The 20,712-nt window shown below is 63.0% G+C and carries 22 protein-coding genes; 15 read left to right on the top strand and 7 right to left on the bottom strand.

Annotated features, from left to right (window positions below):
• Positions 1–12: 12 nt before the first annotated feature.
• The 4 genes from ureA (at position 13) to ureC (ending at position 2,989) form a co-directional block, all read left to right on the top strand.
• Positions 13–315: an urease subunit gamma gene (ureA, locus tag NAV32_RS14490; RefSeq protein WP_256053502.1), complete on the top strand. Its 303-nt coding sequence runs from the start codon at positions 13–15 to the stop codon at positions 313–315.
• A gap of 11 nt (positions 316–326) precedes the next feature.
• The gene (locus NAV32_RS14485) at positions 327–881 is read left to right on the top strand and encodes a GNAT family N-acetyltransferase (protein ID WP_256053501.1); all 555 of its coding nucleotides are present in this window, start codon (positions 327–329) and stop codon (positions 879–881) included.
• Positions 878–1,183, top strand: coding sequence for an urease subunit beta (locus tag NAV32_RS14480; protein WP_256053500.1), 306 nt, complete (start codon positions 878–880; stop codon positions 1,181–1,183). Before NAV32_RS14485 ends, NAV32_RS14480 begins: the two co-directional genes overlap by 4 nt.
• Before the next feature lie 105 nt (positions 1,184–1,288).
• Positions 1,289–2,989, top strand: a complete 1,701-nt coding sequence (gene ureC, locus NAV32_RS14475; RefSeq protein WP_256053499.1) for an urease subunit alpha — start codon at positions 1,289–1,291, stop codon at positions 2,987–2,989.
• A 52-nt stretch (positions 2,990–3,041) separates the two neighbouring features.
• Here the strand turns inward: ureC and NAV32_RS14470 are convergent, their stop codons facing one another.
• On the bottom strand, positions 3,042–3,485 hold the full coding sequence (locus NAV32_RS14470; protein ID WP_256053498.1) for a hemerythrin domain-containing protein: 444 nt from the start codon (positions 3,483–3,485) through the stop codon (positions 3,042–3,044).
• Between the two features lie 86 nt (positions 3,486–3,571).
• Positions 3,572–3,838, bottom strand: coding sequence for a DksA/TraR family C4-type zinc finger protein (locus NAV32_RS14465; RefSeq protein WP_256053497.1), 267 nt, complete (start codon positions 3,836–3,838; stop codon positions 3,572–3,574).
• Positions 3,839–4,135: 297 nt separating this feature from the next.
• Between NAV32_RS14465 and ureE the strand changes: the two genes are divergently transcribed.
• From ureE to pdeM, 11 genes are all read left to right on the top strand, one after another.
• Positions 4,136–4,636: an urease accessory protein UreE gene (ureE, locus tag NAV32_RS14460; protein WP_256053496.1), complete on the top strand. Its 501-nt coding sequence runs from the start codon at positions 4,136–4,138 to the stop codon at positions 4,634–4,636.
• Positions 4,633–5,310: an urease accessory protein UreF gene (locus tag NAV32_RS14455; protein ID WP_256053495.1), complete on the top strand. Its 678-nt coding sequence runs from the start codon at positions 4,633–4,635 to the stop codon at positions 5,308–5,310. The genes ureE and NAV32_RS14455 overlap by 4 nt, the downstream gene beginning before the upstream one ends.
• A 68-nt stretch (positions 5,311–5,378) precedes the next feature.
• Positions 5,379–5,993 carry an urease accessory protein UreG gene (gene ureG, locus NAV32_RS14450; RefSeq protein ID WP_256053494.1) on the top strand — a complete coding sequence of 205 codons (615 nt, stop codon included), beginning with the start codon at positions 5,379–5,381 and terminating at the stop codon, positions 5,991–5,993.
• 29 nt (positions 5,994–6,022) lie between these two features.
• Entirely contained in the window at positions 6,023–6,595 is a 573-nt protein-coding gene (locus NAV32_RS14445; RefSeq protein WP_256053493.1) for a HupE/UreJ family protein, read from the top strand.
• 246 nt (positions 6,596–6,841) lie between these two features.
• Complete coding sequence (urtA, locus tag NAV32_RS14440; protein WP_256053492.1) at positions 6,842–8,110, top strand: urea ABC transporter substrate-binding protein; 1,269 nt, start codon at positions 6,842–6,844, stop codon at positions 8,108–8,110.
• Between the two features lie 156 nt (positions 8,111–8,266).
• On the top strand, positions 8,267–9,838 hold the full coding sequence (gene urtB / locus NAV32_RS14435; RefSeq protein WP_256053491.1) for an urea ABC transporter permease subunit UrtB: 1,572 nt from the start codon (positions 8,267–8,269) through the stop codon (positions 9,836–9,838).
• Positions 9,835–10,914: an urea ABC transporter permease subunit UrtC gene (urtC, locus tag NAV32_RS14430; RefSeq protein WP_256053490.1), complete on the top strand. Its 1,080-nt coding sequence runs from the start codon at positions 9,835–9,837 to the stop codon at positions 10,912–10,914. The genes urtB and urtC overlap by 4 nt, the downstream gene beginning before the upstream one ends.
• Positions 10,911–11,723, top strand: a complete 813-nt coding sequence (urtD, locus tag NAV32_RS14425) for an urea ABC transporter ATP-binding protein UrtD (RefSeq protein WP_256053489.1) — start codon at positions 10,911–10,913, stop codon at positions 11,721–11,723. Before urtC ends, urtD begins: the two co-directional genes overlap by 4 nt.
• 168 nt (positions 11,724–11,891) lie before the next feature.
• Entirely contained in the window at positions 11,892–12,590 is a 699-nt protein-coding gene (gene urtE / locus NAV32_RS14420) for an urea ABC transporter ATP-binding subunit UrtE (RefSeq protein WP_256053488.1), read from the top strand.
• A 139-nt stretch (positions 12,591–12,729) separates the two neighbouring features.
• Complete coding sequence (locus NAV32_RS14415) at positions 12,730–15,318, top strand: ligase-associated DNA damage response DEXH box helicase (RefSeq protein WP_256053487.1); 2,589 nt, start codon at positions 12,730–12,732, stop codon at positions 15,316–15,318.
• Positions 15,319–15,414: 96 nt separating this feature from the next.
• Complete coding sequence (gene pdeM / locus NAV32_RS14410; RefSeq protein WP_256053511.1) at positions 15,415–16,071, top strand: ligase-associated DNA damage response endonuclease PdeM; 657 nt, start codon at positions 15,415–15,417, stop codon at positions 16,069–16,071.
• Positions 16,072–16,095: 24 nt separating this feature from the next.
• Here the strand turns inward: pdeM and NAV32_RS14405 are convergent, their stop codons facing one another.
• The 5 genes from NAV32_RS14405 to relA all read right to left on the bottom strand — a co-directional run bounded on the left by NAV32_RS14405 (position 16,096) and on the right by relA (position 20,629).
• Positions 16,096–16,329, bottom strand: a complete 234-nt coding sequence (locus NAV32_RS14405; protein WP_256053486.1) for a hypothetical protein — start codon at positions 16,327–16,329, stop codon at positions 16,096–16,098.
• A gap of 142 nt (positions 16,330–16,471) precedes the next feature.
• The gene (locus NAV32_RS14400) at positions 16,472–16,639 is read right to left on the bottom strand and encodes a hypothetical protein (protein WP_256053485.1); all 168 of its coding nucleotides are present in this window, start codon (positions 16,637–16,639) and stop codon (positions 16,472–16,474) included.
• Between the two features lie 93 nt (positions 16,640–16,732).
• Complete coding sequence (locus NAV32_RS14395) at positions 16,733–17,272, bottom strand: DUF2058 domain-containing protein (protein ID WP_256053484.1); 540 nt, start codon at positions 17,270–17,272, stop codon at positions 16,733–16,735.
• Positions 17,273–17,379: 107 nt separating this feature from the next.
• Positions 17,380–18,195 (bottom strand): nucleoside triphosphate pyrophosphohydrolase, encoded by an 816-nt coding sequence (mazG, locus tag NAV32_RS14390; protein WP_256053483.1) that lies wholly within the window; start codon positions 18,193–18,195, stop codon positions 17,380–17,382.
• Between the two features lie 190 nt (positions 18,196–18,385).
• Positions 18,386–20,629 carry a GTP diphosphokinase gene (gene relA / locus NAV32_RS14385; RefSeq protein ID WP_256053482.1) on the bottom strand — a complete coding sequence of 748 codons (2,244 nt, stop codon included), beginning with the start codon at positions 20,627–20,629 and terminating at the stop codon, positions 18,386–18,388.
• Positions 20,630–20,712: the final 83 nt, after the last annotated feature.

Raw genomic sequence — 20,712 nt, 5'->3', positions numbered from 1 at the left:
ATGGAGCAAGCGATGGACCTCACACCAAGAGAGAAGGACAAGCTGCTGATCTTCACCGCGGGGCTGGTCGCCGAGCGACGTTTGGCCCGAGGCCTCAGGCTCAACTATCCCGAGGCGATGGCCTATATCTCGGCGGCGTTGCTCGAAGGCGCCCGCGATGGCCGGACGGTGGCAGAACTGATGCACTACGGCACCACCCTGCTCAGTCGCGAACAGGTGATGGACGGCGTACCGGAGATGATCCCGGAAATTCAGGTCGAGGCGACCTTTCCTGACGGCACCAAACTGGTCACCGTGCATCAACCTATCCCCTGAAATGCTGGTCAATGTCTACTGCGAACGACCTTGAACCGTTTTCGAAGGAACTCAACGTGCAGATACGTGACGCCCTGGACGCCGACCTTGAAGGCATCCTGCAGATCTACAACGACGCGGTGCGGAACAGCACCGCAATCTGGAACGACCGGCTTGTCGATCTCGACGAACGCCGCACCTGGCTGGCCGAACGCCATGCCCAGGGCTACCCGGTGCTGGTGTCCGTTGATGAGCGGCAACAGGTGATCGGCTACGCCTCTTTCGCCCCCTGGCGACCGCACGACGGCTTCCGCCATACGGTGGAAAATTCCGTCTACGTGCGCCCCGACCAGCGCGGCAGCGGCGTAGGACGCAGCCTGATGCTAACCCTGATCGAGCGCGCCCGGCAGCTGGGCAAGCACGTAATGGTCGCGGCAATCGAAAGCGAGAACCGCGCTTCGGTGCATATGCATCAGCAGCTCGGCTTCATGCACGTAGGGCAAATGCGCCAGGTCGGCTGCAAGTTCGATCGCTGGCTGGATCTGACCCTTATGCAACTGAATCTGAACAGGACGTCCGCTCCATGATTCCTGGCGAATACCGGATACAGGATGGCGAAATCGAGCTCAACGCTGGTCGCCGTACTCGGGTTCTGACTGTGGCCAACCGCGGCGATCGGCCGATCCAGGTCGGCTCGCACTATCACTTCTTCGAGGCCAACGACGCCCTGACCTTCGAGCGAGCCGCCGCGCGCGGCATGCGCCTGAACATCCCTGCCGGCACCGCCGTGCGCTTCGAGCCCGGCCAGAGCCGCGAGGTGGAGCTGGTCGAGCTGGCCGGCCAGCGTCGCGTGTTCGGCTTTGCCGGGCGGGTGATGGGCGCGCTCTGACGCAGCGTCATTTCGCAGGGTGGACAACGCCGAAGGCTTTTCCACCACCCAGATTGCCGGTGGACAAGCTTCGCGTTGTCCACCCTACGGACAGGATGAGATTCGATGAAAATTTCCCGCCAAGCCTACGCCGACATGTTCGGTCCCACCGTTGGCGACAAGGTGCGCCTGGCCGATACCGAGCTGTGGATCGAGGTCGAAAAGGACTTCACCACCTACGGTGAGGAAGTGAAGTTCGGCGGCGGCAAGGTGATCCGTGACGGCATGGGCCAGGGCCAGCTGTGCGCCGCCGACGTGGTCGACACGCTGATCACCAACGCGCTGATCCTCGACCACTGGGGCATCGTCAAGGCCGATGTCGGCCTCAAGGATGGCCGCATCGCCGCCATCGGCAAGGCCGGCAACCCGGACATCCAGCCAGACGTGAGCATCGCCATCGGTGCGGCAACGGAAGTGATCGCCGGTGAGGGCATGATTCTCACCGCGGGTGGGATCGACTCGCACATCCACTTCATCTGTCCGCAGCAGATCGAAGAAGCCCTGATGAGCGGCGTCACCACCATGATCGGAGGCGGTACCGGTCCGGCCACCGGGACCAACGCCACCACGGTCACGCCCGGCCCCTGGCACATGGCGATGATGCTCAAGGCCGCCGACGCCTTCCCGATGAACATCGGTTTCACCGGCAAGGGCAACGCCTCGCTGCCGGAGCCGCTGATCGAGCAGGTCAAGGCGGGCGCCATCGGCCTCAAGCTGCACGAAGACTGGGGCACCACGCCCGCGGCCATCGACAACTGCCTGAGCGTGGCCGACCAGTACGACGTGCAGGTGGCGATCCATACTGACACGCTGAACGAATCGGGTTTCGTCGAGACCACCCTCGGCGCGTTCAAGGGCCGCACCATCCACACCTACCACACCGAGGGTGCCGGTGGCGGCCATGCGCCGGACATCATCAAGGCTTGCGGTCTGCCCAACGTGCTACCCAGCTCGACCAACCCGACGCGGCCTTTCACCCGCAACACCATCGATGAGCACCTGGACATGCTCATGGTCTGCCACCACCTCGACCCGAGCATCGCCGAGGACGTGGCTTTTGCCGAGAGCCGCATCCGCCGCGAGACCATCGCCGCCGAAGACATCCTGCATGACCTCGGTGCGTTCTCGATGATCAGCTCCGACAGCCAGGCCATGGGCCGTGTCGGTGAGGTGATCACCCGCACCTGGCAGACCGCCGACAAGATGAAAAAACAGCGCGGCGCCCTGCCCGGTGATGGCGAAGGCAACGACAACTTCCGCGCCAAGCGCTACATCGCCAAGTACACCATCAACCCGGCGATCACCCACGGCGTCAGCCACGAGGTGGGCTCCATCGAAGTGGGCAAATGGGCCGACCTGGTGCTCTGGCGCCCGGCCTTCTTCGGCGTCAAGCCGACGCTGATTCTCAAAGGCGGCGCCATTGCCGCGAGCCTGATGGGCGACGCCAACGCCTCGATCCCGACACCGCAACCGGTGCATTACCGACCCATGTTTGCCAGCTACGGCGGCTCGCTGCATGCGTCGAGCTTCACCTTCATCAGCCAGGCAGCCTTCGAGGCCGGCGTGCCTGAGCAGCTGGGCCTGAAGAAGAAGATCGGCGTGGTGAAGGGCTGCCGCTCGGTGCAGAAGAAAGACCTGATCCACAACGACTACACGCCCGATATCCAGGTCGACCCGCAGAACTATCAGGTCCGTGCGGACGGGCAATTGCTCTGGTGCGAGCCGGCCGACGTGCTGCCGATGGCGCAGCGGTACTTTCTATTCTGAGCGGCTGTTCTGAAGCGACCGCTCTGCAGGGGCCGTGTCGCAGGGCACGGGTTCAGAAACGCTTCTTGAGCGTGGCGTATTCATCCAGATAGGCCTTGGCCAACTGTTCCTTCTGGCGCTCATCGAGCAGCTTGCCGGCCATCTGGAAGAACTTGTGCTCTTCTTCCTCAAGATGGTGCTCAACGGTCTCGCAGAGTTTTTTCGCCAGCGGCAGCCAGGCGGAGCTGCTGAACTCCAGTGCCTCCAATTCCTCGATCATCTCGTCCATCTCATGATGCTCGGCAATGGCGTGACGCGACAGATCAACGCCCAGGTCGTCCTGCATCAAGGGGATATAGAAATGCCGTTCCTCGGCTGTTTCATGGGCTTCCAGTTCGGTCTTGAAACGCTCGAACACTTCATGACGTTCCGGTGAGTCGCCGGAGGTCTGGCGCAGCTTGTCGGCCAGTTCGCGCTGGATCTCGTGACTCTGGCGCAACGCTTCAAATATGGTCATCAGCCTGTCCTTGTTTCCATTTTCATGACCTTCGCTTGGACCCGCCGCTGCGCTTTCGGTGCCCACTGGCGATGGCAAAAAATATTTCAGCGCAGCTGGCTGTCCTTGCTGCCACGACGGTTATAGCCGCTGAACAGGGCGTCCTGCTTATCCTGCTCAGCCTGGCACTGCACACATAACCGCACGCCGGGTACTGCCTGGCGCCGCGCCTCGGGAATCTTCGCGTCGCACTCTTCGCAGTGCGTCAGGCTCTCGCCCTGCCCCAGCCTGCTGCGGGCACGCTGCACCGCATCATCGATGGTGCTGTCGATCTGTTCCTGCACCGCACCTTCCTTCGCCCAGCCAGTAGCCATTGCAACCTCCCGCCTGCCAAGGGCAGCTCATGGGTATTCAATGAATTGGAACAGCAGGGAGACAGGCCGTTCAGTGCTGGACATGGGCTCCGGCTGCTGCGCCGAAGATTACTCACAGCCTGCACGCAACGGGAAGCCTTGCACCAATGTGAGGCGCACAAGTGTCCCGTGCACCATGGCGAGCCGGATCGATCCCTCTTTCGAGGCACACCCGCCTGCGAAACCCGTAAAACACCTCCGTTCCAAGGTTGGCAAGGGCCTTGCTCTGCTTGCTCCATCCCGGAAGCGGAACTCCCCATGCTGGTCATTCATCAACGCACCACCTCCCAGGCCACCGGCGACGCCGAACTGGAACTGACCTATGAGGCGCGCAGCAAGTCGCGCCTGCGCTGCTTTACCACCACTGGCGAAGAGGTTGGCCTGTTTCTCGAACGCGGCCAGCCTCCTCTGCATGATGGCGAGGCGTTGCTGGCCCAGGATGGCCGCATCGTTATCGTGCGCGCCCGCGCCGAGCACTTGCTCCACGTGACCTGCGCCAACAGCTTCGAGCTGACACGGGCGGCCTACCACCTGGGCAATCGTCACGTTGCCCTGCAGGTGGGCGACGGCTGGCTGCGCCTGCTCGATGACTACGTGCTCAAGGACATGCTGTTGCAACTCGGTGCCCAGGTCGACGCCATCCAAGCACCCTTTCAGCCGGAGCATGGCGCCTACGGCGGCGGCCACCACCACTCCCATGCCGGCGAGGCCGAGTTCAGCTACGCACCACGCCTGCATCAGTTCGGTGCACGCAGGTGAATCAAGCGGCGTTCGCCTTGCTGCGACTGGCCAGCCCGCAGCTGCCCATCGGCGGCTACAGCTATTCCCAGGGTCTGGAAATGGCGGTGGAGCAAGGCCTGGTGTGTGATGAGGCCAGCGCCAGAAGGTGGCTCGCCGACCAGATGCTGCTGAATCTGGCGCGTTTCGAGATGCCATTGCTGCTGGCCCATTGCGAGGCAGCCGCCGCCGAAGACTGGCCCGAACTGACGCGCCTGGCCGCCCGCCATCGCGCCAGTCGCGAAACCCGGGAACTGCGCCAGGAAAACCGACAGATGGGCTACTCACTCAAGCAGCTCTTGAGCAACCTGCCGGAACTGGACGAGGCCGCCCAAAGGTTTTTTGCAGCCACCGATGAACCCGGCCTCGCCCTGGGCTGGGCGCTGGCTGCACGGGCCTGGGCCATCCCGGCGGAAGATGCGCTCGGCGCCTGGCTCTGGGGCTGGCTGGAAAACCAGCTGGCCGTGCTGATGAAGACCCTGCCGCTGGGCCAGCAGGCCGCCCAGCGACTGACGTCCGATCTGTTGCCAACCCTGCAACAGGCCCAGCGCGAGGCTACGGCAATCGACCCGCAGCACTGGGGCAGCGCCTCCTTCGGTCTGGCGCTGGCCAGCATGGCCCACGAGCGCCAGTACAGCCGGCTGTTCCGCTCATAAGCGCGACAGACAGCGCCCCGAAAATCACCAACGCACCCGCACCCATTACCGCAACAGAGGACATCACCATGAACACCCAACCCCTGCGTGTCGGCATCGGTGGCCCGGTCGGCTCCGGCAAGACTGCGCTGACCCTCGCCCTGTGCCTGGCGCTGCGCGAGCGCTACAACCTGGCCGTGGTCACCAACGACATCTACACCCAGGAAGACGCCCAGTTTCTGGTGCGCAACGAAGCCCTGGCGCCCGAGCGCATCATCGGTGTGGAAACCGGCGGCTGCCCGCACACGGCGATCCGCGAAGACGCCTCGATCAACCTGGAGGCCGTGGAGCAACTCAACCGGCGCTTTCCGGGGCTGGACCTGATCATCGTCGAATCCGGCGGTGACAACCTCTCAGCCACCTTCAGCCCCGAACTGTCCGACCTGACCCTCTATGTGATCGACGTTTCTGCCGGCGACAAGCTGCCACGCAAGGGTGGGCCGGGCATCTGCAAATCCGATCTGCTGGTGATCAACAAGATCGACCTGGCGCCGATGGTCGGCGCCTCACTGGAGGTCATGGACCGCGACACCCGCAAGATGCGCGGTGACAAGCCCTTCGTGTTCAGCAACCAGAAGCTTGGTCTGGGCCTGGAGGAGATCATCGCCTTCATCGAAAAACAGGGAATGCTCCGCGCAGCCTGACACCCGAATCCAATCCAAGGAGATCATTGATGAACCTTCGCACGCCCTTCGTTGTGACTGCCCTGCTACTGACCCCTGCCCTGGCCTTTGCCCATCCGGGACACGACCACTCAGGCCTGATGTCCGGCATCAGCCACCCAATTCTGGGTCTCGACCACCTGCTGGCCATGCTTGCCGTCGGTCTGTGGGCCGCTCAACAGCACGGCAGTGCGCGTCTGGCGCTGCCGCTGAGCTTTGTGGTCACCATGCTTGTCGGCGGCCTGCTTGGCTTCGCCGGCGTCCAGTTGCCCCTCATGGAAACCGGTATTGCTGGTTCAGTTCTGGCGCTCGGCCTGCTGGTGGCACTGGCGGTACGCCCGTCCATGCCGCTGGCAATCGGCCTCACCGCGCTGTTCGCGCTTGCCCACGGCATGGCCCACGGCCTGGAACTGCCGGAACTCGCCAGCCCCTGGGCTTATGCCACCGGATTCATCGTCGCCACGGCCGCCCTGCATGCTGCCGGCTACGGCTTGGCCCGCAGCCTGCCGCACACCGCTGCACCCTTGATTCGCATCGCAGGCATCGCCTCGGCACTGGCCGGTGCCTGGCTGCTGGCCAGTTGAGGCACGCCTTAACCCTCGCCCCTCTGCTCGCGCACCATGAGCGAGCAGAGCGCTGCTCCAGAACGGTTCCACCGCCCCGTTTTCTTCCCTCCACACCGTGTTGCACCTAGCAACGCATTCGCAGAATTCCCCTCAAACCCTAGTCCCACAAGGCTTTCAGCAAATTGGCACGGATGCTGCCATTAGTCTTGGCGTCCCGATGGACCAACTCACTGCTACCTACGGACAGCCAAGGAGCCGCCCACAATGAAACGCCGTCCCCTACTGAAGTCCACCCTCGCCGCCAGTGCCCTGATGCTCAGCGGTCTGTTCCCGTTCACCCTGCAGGCTGCCGAGACCATCAAGGTCGGCATCCTGCATTCGCTGTCCGGCACCATGGCCATTTCGGAAACCTCGCTGAAAGACATGGCGCTGATGGCCATCGACGAGATCAACGACAAGGGCGGCGTTCTCGGCAAACAACTCGAGCCGGTGGTGGTCGATCCTGCCTCGAACTGGCCGCTGTTCGCCGAGCGTGGCCGTCAGTTGCTGACCCAGGACAAGGTGGCCGTGACCTTCGGTTGCTGGACCTCGGTATCGCGTAAATCGGTGCTGCCGGTCTACGAGGAACTCAACGGGCTGCTGTTCTACCCCGTGCAGTACGAAGGCGAAGAGCTGTCGCCGAACGTCTTCTACACCGGCGCCGCGCCAAACCAACAGGCCATCCCTGCCGTGGAATACCTGATGAGCGAGGACGGCGGCAGCGCCGAGCGCTTCTTCCTGCTGGGCACCGACTACGTCTACCCACGCACCACCAACAAGATCCTGCGCGCTTTCCTGATCAGCAAGGGCGTGCCGGAGTCGAGCATCGAAGAGGTCTATACGCCGTTCGGCCACAGCGATTACCAGACCATCGTTGCCAACATCAAGAAGTTCTCCGCGGGCGGCAAGACCGCAGTGGTCTCGACCATCAACGGCGACTCCAACGTGCCCTTCTACAAGGAACTGGCGAACCAGGGCCTGGACGCCACCGACGTCCCGGTCGTGGCCTTCTCCGTGGGTGAGGAAGAACTGCGCGGCATCGACACCAAGCCGCTGGTTGGCCACCTGGCTGCCTGGAACTACTTCCAGTCCGTGGAAAACCCGGTCAACACCGAGTTCGTCAGCAAGTGGAAGGCCTATGCCAAGGCGAAGAACCTGCCGGGCGCCGACAAGGCCGTGACCAACGACCCGATGGAAGCCACCTATGTCGGTATCCACATGTGGGCGCAGGCGGTCGAGCAGGCAGGCACCACCGACGTCGACAAGGTGCGCGAGGCCATCTACGGCCAGACCTTCGACGCGCCGAGCGGCTACACCCTGACCATGGACAAGACCAACCACCACCTGCACAAGCCGGTGATGATCGGCGAGGTCCAGGAGGACGGCCAGTTCTCGGTGGCCTGGGAGACTGAAAGCCCGGTCCGCGCCCAGCCGTGGAGTCCCTACATCCCGGGTAACGACAAGAAGCCGGACTACGCGGTGAAGTCGAACTGATCGATGCGGTTGCGGTGGATGGATGAAGCGCCATCCACCCGACCACTCGGATTTCACAGGGTGGATCGAGACGCGGAGTCGACGCTTTTTTCATCCACCTTTCCACGCCGCAAGCTCCAACAAGAGAGCACTCGGCGCCCTCTGGGGAATGCAAAGATGAACACTGCCTTTCACCGATTACTTCTGCTGCTCCTGCTGGCCCTGCCCTGGGCCGTCAACGCCGGAGATGCAGCCGATTACGCCAAGGCCAGCCCTGCCAAACAGGCGAAGCTGCTGGAGGCCTGGTCCAGCGCGCCTGCGCCCGAGCGGCTGGCGCTGATCGAAGCCCTGCGCGCCAACCGCATCGCCGTTGACGATGACAAGACCCCGTTCATTGAAGAGAACGGCGGCTACCGTGCCTTTGAAGGCAACGCCGAACCCGCCGGTACCCTGAAGAAACTGCGGCTGAACAACCGCCTGCGCGGGCTGCTGAACACCGCACTGGCCAGCCATCAGCTGTTCGCCGACGACCCCGCACAGCGCCTCAGTGCTGCCAAGCGCCTACAACGCAGCGCCACACCGGAACAACTGCCACTGCTCGAACAACGCCTCGAAGCGGAAGACGACCCTGCGGTGAGCGAAGCCCTGACCCTGGCGCTGGCCAACCTGCAACTGACCGCGACCGACCCGGCGATCCGTCTGGCCGCCATGCGCCTGCTTGGCGAGACCGGTGCACCGCTGGCCCGCGTGCGGCTGGAAAACCTGCTGGCCGATGAGGCTGAAACCGATGCCGCCGTACGCAAGGCCGCCGAAACCAGCCTGGCGCAGGTCAAGCGCAAGCTGCTGATCGGTGAGCTGCTCGGCCAGGCCTTCAGCGGGCTTTCGCTGGGTTCGATCCTGCTGCTGGCGGCGCTGGGCCTGGCCATCACCTTCGGCCTGCTCGGGGTAATCAACATGGCCCACGGCGAGATGCTGATGCTCGGCGCCTACACCACCTACATGGTGCAGGTGCTGATGGCACGTCTCGCCCCCGACGCCCTGGCGTTCTACCCGCTGGTGGCGCTGCCGGTGGCCTTCTTCGTCACCGCCGCCATCGGAATGGCGCTGGAGCGCACAGTGATCCGCCACCTGTATGGCCGACCGCTGGAAACCCTGCTGGCGACCTGGGGCATCAGCCTGATCCTGATCCAGCTGGTACGCGTCACCTTCGGCGCGCAGAACGTGGAAGTGGCCAACCCGGCCTGGCTCTCCGGCGGCTGGCAGGTGCTGCCGAACCTGGTGCTGCCCTACAACCGCATGGTGATCATCGGCTTTGCGCTGTGCGTGGTGCTGCTGACCTGGCTGCTGCTGAACAAGACGCGCCTGGGCCTGAACGTGCGTGCGGTCACCCAGAACCGCAACATGGCCGCCTGCTGCGGCGTGCCCACCGGGCGCATCGACATGATGGCCTTCGGCCTGGGCTCCGGCATTGCCGGCCTCGGCGGCGTGGCGCTGTCGCAGATCGGCAACGTCGGCCCGGACCTCGGCCAGGGCTACATCATCGATTCCTTCCTGGTGGTGGTGCTCGGCGGTGTCGGCCAGCTGGCCGGCAGCATCTTCGCCGCGTTTGGCTTAGGGATAGCCAACAAGATTCTCGAACCACAGATCGGCGCGGTGCTGGGCAAGATCCTGATCCTCGCGCTGATCATCCTGTTCATCCAGAAGCGTCCGCAGGGCCTGTTCGCCCTCAAAGGGAGGGTCATCGATTGAACCAGCCACTCACCCTGACCGCCGTGCAAAAGGCCGGCCCGAAACTCACCGCCGTCGCCCTCGGCATCGTACTTGTCGCCCTGCTCGCCATGCCGCTGCTGCACCTGTTGCCGGCAGACAGCACCTTCCACGTCTCGGCCTACACCCTGACGCTGGTCGGCAAGATTCTCTGCTACGCCATCGTCGCCCTGGCGCTGGACCTGGTCTGGGGTTACGCGGGGCTGCTGTCGCTCGGCCACGGTCTGTTCTTCGCGCTCGGCGGTTACGCCATGGGCATGTATCTGATGCGTGAAAGCGCCGGCGACGGCTTGCCCGCCTTCATGAGCTTTCTCGCCTGGAACGAGTTGCCGTGGTACTGGTACGGCACGTCCAGCTTCCTCTGGGCGATGTGCCTGGTGGTGCTGGTTCCGGGCGTGCTGGCCTTCGTCTTCGGTTACTTCGCCTTCCGCTCGCGGATCAAGGGCGTGTACTTCTCGATCATGACCCAGGCGCTGACCTTCGCCGGCATGCTGCTGTTCTTTCGCAACGAGACCGGTTTCGGGGGCAACAACGGCTTCACCGACTTCAAGACCATCCTCGGCTTCTCGATCTCGGCCCCGGCCACTCGCGCCACGCTATTCCTGGCCACCGTCGCCCTGCTCGTAGGCAGCCTGTACCTCGGCTGGCGCCTGGCACGCAGCAAATTCGGTCGCGTGTTGACCGCGCTGCGTGATGCGGAAAACCGCCTGATGTTCTGCGGCTACGATCCGCGCGGCTACAAGCTGTTCATCTGGACCCTGTCGGCGGTGCTCTGCGGTCTGGCCGGCGCGCTCTACGTGCCGCAGGTGGGCATCATCAACCCCAGCGAGATGGCACCGACGCAATCCATCGAGGCCGCCGTCTGGGTCGCCCTCGGCGGGCGCGGCACGCTGATCGGGCCGCTGCTGGGTGCCGGTCTGGTCAACGGCATGAAGAGCTGGTTCACCGTGGCCTTCCCCGAATACTGGCTGTTCGCCCTCGGTGCACTGTTCATCATCGTCACCCTGTACCTGCCCAAGGGCGTAATCGGTCTGCTGCGCAAGGAGAAAGAGCAATGAACGCTGCCACCTACCAGGCCGACCTGCCGCTGGACAAAGGTCAACTGATCGGCAAGGCCGTCAACGTCCGTCACGGCACCATCCTTACTCTGGAGGGAATCAACGTCAGCTTCGACGGCTTCCGGGCGTTGACCGATCTCAATCTGTACATCGGCATCGGCGAACTGCGCTGCATCATCGGTCCCAACGGCGCCGGCAAGACCACGATGATGGACGTGATCACCGGCAAGACCCGGCCCGACAGTGGCAAGGCCTGGTTCGGCGAGCAGTTTGACCTGACTCGCATGAGCGAAGTCGAGATCGCCCAGGCCGGCATCGGTCGCAAGTTTCAGAAGCCGACGGTGTTCGAGGCGCTTTCGGTCTTCGAGAACCTTGAGCTGACGCAGAAAGCCGACAAGTCAGTGTGGGCCAGCCTGAAAGCGAAGCTCTCCGGCGAGCAGAAGGACCGCATCGACGAGGTGCTGACCACCATTCGGCTGGAGGGCGCACGACGCCGCCCTGCCGGGCTGCTCTCGCACGGCCAGAAGCAGTTCCTGGAGATCGGCATGTTGCTGATGCAGCAGCCGCACCTGCTGCTGCTCGACGAGCCGGTAGCCGGCATGACCGATGCCGAAACCGAATTCACCGCCACGCTGTTCAAATCACTGGCGCGGACGCACTCGTTGGTCGTGGTCGAGCACGACATGGGCTTCGTCGGCTCCATCGCCGATCACGTCACCGTGCTGCACCAGGGCCAGGTGCTGGCCGAAGGGTCGCTGGAGAAGGTCCAGGCCGATGAACGGGTGATCGAGGTTTATTTGGGGCGGTGAATGATCCGGAGGGTCGATAACGCGTTTTTCCCACCCATGGCAGTCCGCGGTGGATGGATAAAGCGTCATCCACCCTACGCCCGCCAAACGCCCATGCCCGCATCAACGCAAACCTAACCGTAGGGTGGATAACGCCAGAGGCTTATCCACCAAGTGAAGGAGTCGCACATGCTGCAAGTCCAGCAATTGCACCAGTACTACAGCGGCAGCCATATCCTGCGCGGCCTGTCGTTCGAGGCGAAAGTCGGCGAAGTTACCTGCCTGCTTGGCCGCAACGGCGTTGGCAAGACCACCCTGCTCAAGTGCCTGATGGGCCTGATTCCGGCCAGGGAAGGTTCAGTCAACTGGGAAGGCAAGCCGATCACGGGACTCAAGCCTCACCAGCGGGTGCAGACCGGCATCGCCTATGTGCCCCAGGGCCGGGATATCTTCGGTCGGCTGACAGTCGAGGAAAACCTGCTGATGGGCCTTTCGCGTTTCAGCGCCAGGGAAGCCAGGGAAGTGCCGGGTTTCATCTACGAACTCTTTCCGGTACTCGAGGAGATGAAGCAGCGCCGTGGTGGTGATCTCTCCGGTGGCCAGCAGCAGCAACTGGCCATTGGCCGGGCGCTGGCCAGCAAGCCACGCCTGTTGATTCTCGATGAGCCCACCGAAGGCATTCAGCCCTCGGTCATCAAGGAAATCGGCCTGGTGATCAGAAAGCTGTCTGCCCGCGGCGACATGGCCATTCTGCTGGTCGAGCAGTTCTACGATTTCGCTGCCGAACTGGCCGACCAGTATCTGGTGATGAGCCGCGGCGAGGTGGTTCAGCAGGGCCGAGGCCAGAACATGGAAGCCGAGGGTGTGCGCGGGCTGGTGGCGATCTAAGCAATCGGCTTCGAGCAGAGTCCGTCCGTGTGCTGTCAGAGCTGGTGGCGCTTGCAAAAGGCCGGACCCCTTCCTGACAAAAGGGATCTGAGCCGACCGGAAAGGTCTGCAGGCAAAATTCCACCAGACGGTATGACGCATGCGCGAGGCTTCACCATCGTCAGGCAGCAATCTTGCCGAAATCTGGTTCTTACGCCGCGCCTGGCAGCCCTTTCCCTTCCAGCGGGAAGTCTGGCAGGCGATACGTCAAGGCGAATCCGGCCTGCTGCACGCCACCACCGGTTCGGGAAAGACCTATGCGGTCTGGCTCGGGGCACTGGAGCGCTTTGCCAGCGTCGCGGCCAGCCCTGACAAGCCGGCTTCGCTTACCGTCCTCTGGATCACCCCCATGCGCGCCCTGGCCGCCGACACCGCCCGTGCCCTGCAGACGCCAGTGGATGAGCTGGGCATCCATTGGCGCATCGGCCTGCGCACTGGCGACACCGGCAGTGCCGAACGTGCACGCCAGAGCCGACGCCTGCCCAGTGCGCTGGTGACTACGCCGGAAAGCCTGACCCTGCTGCTGACCCGTGCCGACGCCCGGCAGGCCTTCGGCCAGCTGCGCATGGTGATCGTGGACGAATGGCACGAGCTGCTGGGCAACAAGCGCGGCGTACAACTCCAACTGGCGCTGGCGCGACTACGTCGCTGGATACCGGAGCTGATCGTCTGGGGCCTGTCCGCCACCCTGGGCAACCTGAAGGATGCGAAGGACATCCTGCTATACCCCGCTCAGGGCCGGCTGGTTCAGGGCCGTATCGACAAACCATTGGCCATCGACAGCCTGCTGCCGCCGAGCATCGAGCGTTTCCCCTGGGCCGGGCACCTGGGCTTGCGCATGCTGCCGCAGGTGGTCGAGGAGATCGAATCAGCCGCCACCTCGCTGGTATTCACCAACACCCGCTCGCAGGCCGAGCGCTGGTATCAGGCGCTGCTCGAAGCGCGCCCGGACTGGGCCGGGCTGATCGCCCTGCACCACGGCTCGTTGGCCCGCGAAGTGCGCGACTGGGTCGAGCTGGGTCTGAAACAGGGTGCGTTGAAGGCGGTGGTCTGTACCTCCAGCCTGGATCTGGGCGTGGATTTTCTGCCAGTTGAACGGGTCCTGCAGATCGGCTCGCCCAAGGGCGTGGCGCGGCTGATGCAGCGTGCCGGGCGTTCCGGCCACGCACCCGGTCGCACCTCGCGAGTGACGCTGGTGCCGACTCACAGCCTGGAAGTAATCGAGGCCGCCGCGGCTCAGGTGGCAATCGCCGAACGCCGGATCGAAGCCCGAAGCGCCCCGCACCAGCCGCTGGACGTGCTGGTGCAGCATCTGGTCAGCATGGCGCTGGGTGGCGGTTTCCGCCCAGATGACCTCTTTGCCGAAGTGCGCCAGGCCTGGTCCTATCGCGAACTGGAACAAGCCCAATGGCAATGGGCACTGGCCTTCGTCCGCCACGGCGGCCACTCGCTGACCGCCTACCCGGATTACCAGCGGGTCGAGCCCGACGAGAGCGGCCTGTGGAAGGTGCCGAGCAAGCGCGTCGCCCTGCGTCACCGAATGAGCATCGGCACCATTGTCAGCGATGCCAGCCTGACGGTGAAATTCTGGGCCAGAGGGGGCACCGGACGCTCGCTGGGCAGTGTCGAGGAAGGCTTTATCGCTCGCCTGCGTCCCGGCGACTGCTTTCTCTTCGGCGGACGGCTGCTGGAATTGGTGCGGGTGGAGAACATGACCGTCTACGTCAACCGCGCCACCAGCAGAAAGGCAGCGGTGCCACGCTGGAACGGTGGGCGGATGCCGCTTTCCAGTGAACTGGCCGATGCCGTGGTGGAGCAACTGGGCGCCGCCTCGCGTGGTCACTTCGACAGTGACGAGATGCGTCTGGTGCAACCGCTGCTGCAGGTGCAAATGGACTGGTCGTCGCTGCCCAGCGAAACCACACTGCTGGCTGAAGTGATGAAATCCCGCGAGGGCTGGCATCTTTTTCTCTATCCCTTCGCCGGTCGCCATGTGCATCTGGGGCTGGCCAGCCTGCTGGCCTGGCGCATGGGCCAGCGCCAGCCACTGACCTTTTCCATTGCGGTGAACGACTACGGCCTGGAATTGCTTTCAGCCACCGCCGTGGACTGGCTGCACGAGCTGACCCCGACACTGTTCGACACGGACGACCTGTTGCACGACGTGCTGGCGAGCCTCAACGCAAGCGAGCTGGCTCGCCGGCGCTTTCGCGAAATCGCACGTATCGCCGGGCTGGTCTTTTCCGGCTACCCCGGCGCACAGAAGAGTGCCCGCCAGCTGCAGGCGTCCAGCGGGCTGTTCTTCGACGTGTTTCGCCAATACGACCCGGCCAACCTGCTGCTGACCCAGGCCGAGGAAGAAGTGCTGCGCCAGGAGTTGGAAATCGAACGACTGGAGCAGACCCTGACCCGCCTGCAGCAACGCCGACTGGCTGTACACCAGATCAAACGCACCACGCCGCTTGCCTTTCCTTTGATGGTCGAACGTTTCCGGGAAAGCATGAGTTCGGAAAAACTGGCCGACCGAATCCGGCGCATGGTCGCCGAGCTGGACAAGGCCGCCGGCCCCGGCGGCTACCAGCCCGAACCCCACTCCGACATCACCGTCGAACGTGAAACCCGTCGGGCCCGTAAGCCCCGCAAGCGCAAGGACGGCACGCCAGCGCCACCTGGGACGAAGCCAAGGTGAACGGCTTAACTCGTTCAGCCTTGTGCAACGATGAACGACAGTCGAATGGATCAAACCTACGAGCAGACAATTCCCGAGGCCAACATCAGGACAGCGATGAATCCCTTTCTGCCCATCGAACTGGAACGGACCGAACTCTGGCTGCTGGCCGACAAGGCCATCTACTGGCCTGCCGAACAGACGTTGCTGATCGCCGACATCCATTTCGGCAAGGCCGCCGCCTATCGCCGACTTGGCCAGCCGGTGCCGAAAGGGACCACCAAAATCAATCTCCAGCGCCTCGATACGCTGCTGCAGCAGTACCCCAGCCAAGGGCTGATCTTTCTCGGCGATTTCCTGCATGCGCCTGAATCTCGCACGCCCGAAACACATGCTCAATTGCTTGCATGGCGCAGACGCCATCGGTTACTGGAAATCACGCTGATACGCGGCAACCATGACCGGCGCGCCGGCGACCCGCCCGTGGAGTTGGGGATCACCGTCGTGCCTGAACCGCTGCTGCTCGGCCCCTTTGCCCTGCAGCACGAACCCGAGCCGCATCCGACCCATCACGTCCTGGCCGGTCATCTGCACCCGGCCTTTCGCCTGCACGGGCGTGGTCGACAGAGCCTGCGCTTGCCGTGTTTCTGTATCGGCGAGCGAGTCAGCCTGCTGCCGGCCTTCGGCAGTTTTACCGGCATGATGGATATCGGCGCCGGCGTCGCTCAGCGCCTTTACGTAACAGGTCAGGGGAGTGTCTGGCAGGTACGCTGAAGCCGCGTATCGGCCTTCGGCCATTCAGGCTTGCGTGATACCGGTGATGGTGATGCCGTAGCGCTCGGCCAGGCGGGTAGCCGGCGTATCCTCCAGATCGGGATCGTGCTCATGCTCCACATCACCCTCACCCAATTCTCGACGGGCCATTCGGGTCACAAGCTCTACCGCCTCGTCGATATCCGGCCGATGCTCGGAATCGGTTTTCAAGGTCGAGGTATTGCCGTCTCTGTTGTAAGCGATGATCCAGGTGGTCATGGGCAGCCCCTCTCTAAAAAGCGCCTTCGGCCGGAAAAGTCCGCCGACATCGACGTCTGCCTGTTAGAGAGGTCATCGCCTCTTTCAGTTCGGTAGCTCGTGTAATGCTGAGCCAGCTGGCTTCGCATTCAGCCTCGAAGTTTCAGGCCACCGGTGCTGGCGGCGGCTGATCAGGCTCCATTGGCACGCCGGGTTCGGTGGGCTGGTCCGGTACGCCGGGCTCTTCCGGATCGCCCGGTACGCCACCGGCTTGCTGACCGAGCCTGTCGATGTCGAATTCGTCGGAATGACGGATAAATTCGTTACCCATAGCGTGATACTCCACTGAGGCAATCGGACGATCCGATCGGGTCTATCGGTAGAGAGCTGTGGCGCGTTTTCTATCCGTCCTTCCGTCGGCGGTTTACCACATCAGGTCATCGGGGATCTGGTAGGCGGCGTATGGGTCATCGGCATCCGGTGCTTCGGTCTGGGTGTTGAGCTGGATGATGCGGCGTGGATCACGCTCCTGAATCTTCAAGGCCGCTTCACGCGGAATCACTTCATAGCCGCCGCCGTGACGGACGATGGCCAACGAACCACTGGAGAGTTTGTCGCGCATCAGCTTGTTCACCGACAGGCGCTTGACCTTCTTGTCGTCGACGAAGTTGTAGTAATCCTCAGTGGTCAACTTGGGCAGGCGGCTGGTTTCGATCAGCTGCTTGATCTGCGCAGCGCGAGCCTTTTGTTCGGCCTTTTCCTTCTGCTGGCGGTTCAGTTCCTGATCACGCGCCAGCTTCTCGGCTTGGGCCTTGAGGGCGGCCTCACGCTGCGAATCGTCCTTCTCAATCTGGCCTTTGTTCACCAGACGCTGCTGTTTCTTTTGCTGCTTGCCGGCCTGTTTGACCTGCTTCTCATTGACCAGCCCGGCTTTGAGCAGCTGATCGCGAAGGGAAAGACTCATGTGTCGGTTCGTCTCGTCGTATTCAAATGGACGTGGGGATCGCGTCTATCGACCCATGGAGCGGAGTGTGGTGGATGTGAAAAGCGACATCCACCCTACTCGCCGAATTACAACTGCTGCTTCTTCGCTTCGCCCCAAAGGGCATCAAGCTCTTCCAGGTCACAATCATCAATGGGCCGCCCCGCTTCCCGCAAGGCCTGCTCAATGTAACGGAAGCGCCGCTCGAACTTGCGGTTGGCTGCGCGCAGGGCGTTTTCAGGATCAACCTTCAGATGCCGCGCCAGATTGACCGTAACGAACAACAGGTCCCCGATCTCCTCCGTGATGGCCTCGGCGTCGTTTTCGCTCATGGCCACCAGCACTTCATCCAGTTCCTCGCGCACCTTGTCGATCACCGGCAAGGCATCCGGCCAGTCGAAACCGACCTGGGCGGTGCGCTTCTGCAGTTTGACGGCACGACTCAGGGCCGGCAGCGCCCCAGGCACGTCATCGAGCAGCGACAACTGCTCCGGCGCGGCGGCTTTCTGCGCACGCTCGGCGGCCTTGATCTCTTCCCAGCGCCGCTTGACCGCAGCCTCGTCGAGGCGCGGAAGATCGGTCGAACCGTAGAGATCGCCATCAGGAAAAACGTGGGGATGGCGGCGAACCAACTTGCGGGTGATGCCATCCACCACCTCGGCAAAATCGAACCGCCCTTCTTCCCTGGCCAACTGGCTGTAGTAGACGACCTGAAACAGCAGGTCACCCAGCTCACCGGGCAGATGATCGAAGTCGCCATTCTCGATGGCATCGGCCACTTCGTAGGCCTCCTCCAGCGTATGCGGCACGATGCTCGCGTAGTTCTGCTGCAGGTCCCAGGGGCAACCATGCTGCGGATCGCGCAGCCGGGCCATCAGGTGCAGAAGATCGTTGAGTTGGTACATGAATTCCTCGATGAAGATGGGCGGTGATCGTCGTGGGCGTAAAGCGACATTCACCTACGGATTCAAGTGAAGCCTGACCGTAGCGAGCGAAGGCTAGACAAGGCGAAAGCCAGTTGAAAAAGCGGAGTTGGCTGTTGCCAATGAGCATTTTTCAACTGGCTTTCAACGCAGTATGGCCGAGCGCAGTAGGTCAGGTGGCTCGCTGGCGCTTGGCCTCGATGATATTGGGCAGCTGAGAGATCCGGCTTAGCAGCCTGCCAAGCGCATTCAACCCCGGAATCTCGATGGTCAGCTGCATCTGCGCCGTGCTGTCTTCCTTGTTGGAGCGAGTGTTCATCGACAGCACGTTGATCCGCTCGTTGAGCAGCATCTGGGAGATGTCGCGCAGCAAGCCGGAGCGGTCGTAAGCACGGATGACGATATCCACCGGATAGGTTTTCTCCGGGATCGGGCCCCAGCTGACCTGGATGATCCGCTCCGGCTCGCGGCTTGCCAGTTGCAACACCGAGCCGCAATCCTGGCGGTGGATGCTGACGCCACGGCCAACCGTGATGTAGCCGACAATGGGATCACCCGGCAGCGGCTGGCAACAGCCGGCCATCTGCGTCAACAGGTTGCCAACGCCCTGGATCTGCACGTCGCCGCGCTTGCCCGGCTTGTAGGGTGCCGAACGGCGCGGAATCAGCTCCAGCTGGTCCTGGCCACGCTCCGGTTCCACCAGTTGCTGCGCCAGGTTGACCAGATGCGCCAGGCGCAGATCGCCGGCACCCAGGGCGGCAAACATGTCCTCGGCAGATTTCAGGTTGGCTTTTTCCGCCACCTTGTCGAAATCCACCGGCGGCAGGTCCAGGCGCGCCAACTCACGTTCGAGCATTGCCTTGCCGGCAGCCACGTTCTGGTCCCGGGCCTGCAGCTTGAACCAGTGGACGATCTTCGCTCGCGAACGCGAGGTGGTGATGTAGCCCAGGTTGGGATTCAGCCAGTCACGGCTCGGTGAGCCCTGCTTGCTGGTGATGATTTCCACCTGCTCTCCGGTCTGCAGGCTGTAATTGAGCGGCACGATGCGCCCGTTGACCTTGGCGCCGCGGCAGTTGTGGCCGATCTCGGTGTGAACGCGGTAGGCGAAATCCAGCGGCGTGGCGCCCTTGGGCAGGTCGATGGCGTGCCCGTCCGGGGTAAAGACGTAGACCCGATCCGGCTCGATATCGACCCGCAACTGGTCGGCCAGGCCGCCGATATCGCCGAGTTCCTCATGCCATTCGAGGACCTGGCGCAACCAGGCGATCTTTTCTTCGTAATGGTCGGAGCCGGAATTGACGTCGGTGCCCTTGTAGCGCCAGTGCGCGCACACGCCCAGTTCGGCCTCCTCATGCATGGCCTTGGTGCGGATTTGCACCTCCAGCACCTTGCCTTCAGGGCCGATCACGGCAGTGTGCAGTGAGCGGTAGCCATTTTCCTTGGGGTTGGCGATGTAATCGTCGAACTCTTTGGGAATGTGTCGCCACAGGGTGTGCACGATACCCAGCGCGGTGTAGCAGTCGCGCACTTCCGGCACCAGCACGCGAACGGCACGAACGTCGTAGATCTGGCTGAAAAGCAGGCCTTTCTTCTGCATCTTCCGCCAGATGGAATAGATATGCTTGGCTCGGCCATCGATATCGGGCTCGATGCCTGCCGCGGTCAGCTCGTCACGCAGTTGCTGCACCACGTTGTCGATGTACTGCTCGCGATCCAGGCGCCGTTCGTGCAGCAACTGGGCGATCTGCTTGTACTGCTCAGGCTCCAGATAGCGGAAGGACAGGTCCTCCAGCTCCCACTTGATATGGCCGATACCCAGCCGATGCGCCAGCGGCGCGTAGATATCAAACACCTCGCGGGCAACGCGGTGGCGCTTGTCATCGTCGGCGTTCTTTACCGCGCGGATGGCGCAGGTGCGCTCGGCCAGCTTGATCAGCGCGACGCGCACGTCATCGACCATGGCCACAAGCATTTTGCGCAGGTTTTCCACCTGGGTCTGGGAACCCAGCACCAGGGATTCGCGCGGGTTCAGGCTGGTGCTGATCGCCGCCATGCGCAGCACGCCGGCGATGAGTTTGGCGACCACCGGCCCGAATTGCCGATGGACATCGGCCAGCTGGATCTTGCCCTCGCGCACGCCGCGATAGATCACGGCGGCGACCAGGCTTTCCTGGTCGAGCTTGAGGTCGGCGAGAATTTCGGCAATCTCAAGGCCTGTCTGGTAACTGGACGTGCCTTCGCTCCACAGGTTCTGTGCCGCGTTGGCCTGCTGCTCAGCCACGCGGGCGTAGTCGCAGGCTTTCCTCAGTGCGTCACGGTCGAGCGCCGGGACCATGCCCAGCACATGATCGAGCCAGCCTTCGAGATTGATGCTGCCGTCGGTATTGATCGGCTGAAGTGCTCTGACCTGAACCATCTGTTTACCTTCCCTCTACGCAGTATCTGCGTCGAATACGCCGAATTTCTAGGAATCGGTCGGTTGAACTGGCAGGCTACTCG

The organism is Stutzerimonas stutzeri, from assembly GCF_024448695.1.
Classification (GTDB): Bacteria; Pseudomonadota; Gammaproteobacteria; order Pseudomonadales; family Pseudomonadaceae; genus Stutzerimonas; species Stutzerimonas stutzeri_T.
Note: the sequence above shows the minus strand (reverse complement) of the source record. Positions and strands in the feature narration are given on the sequence as shown.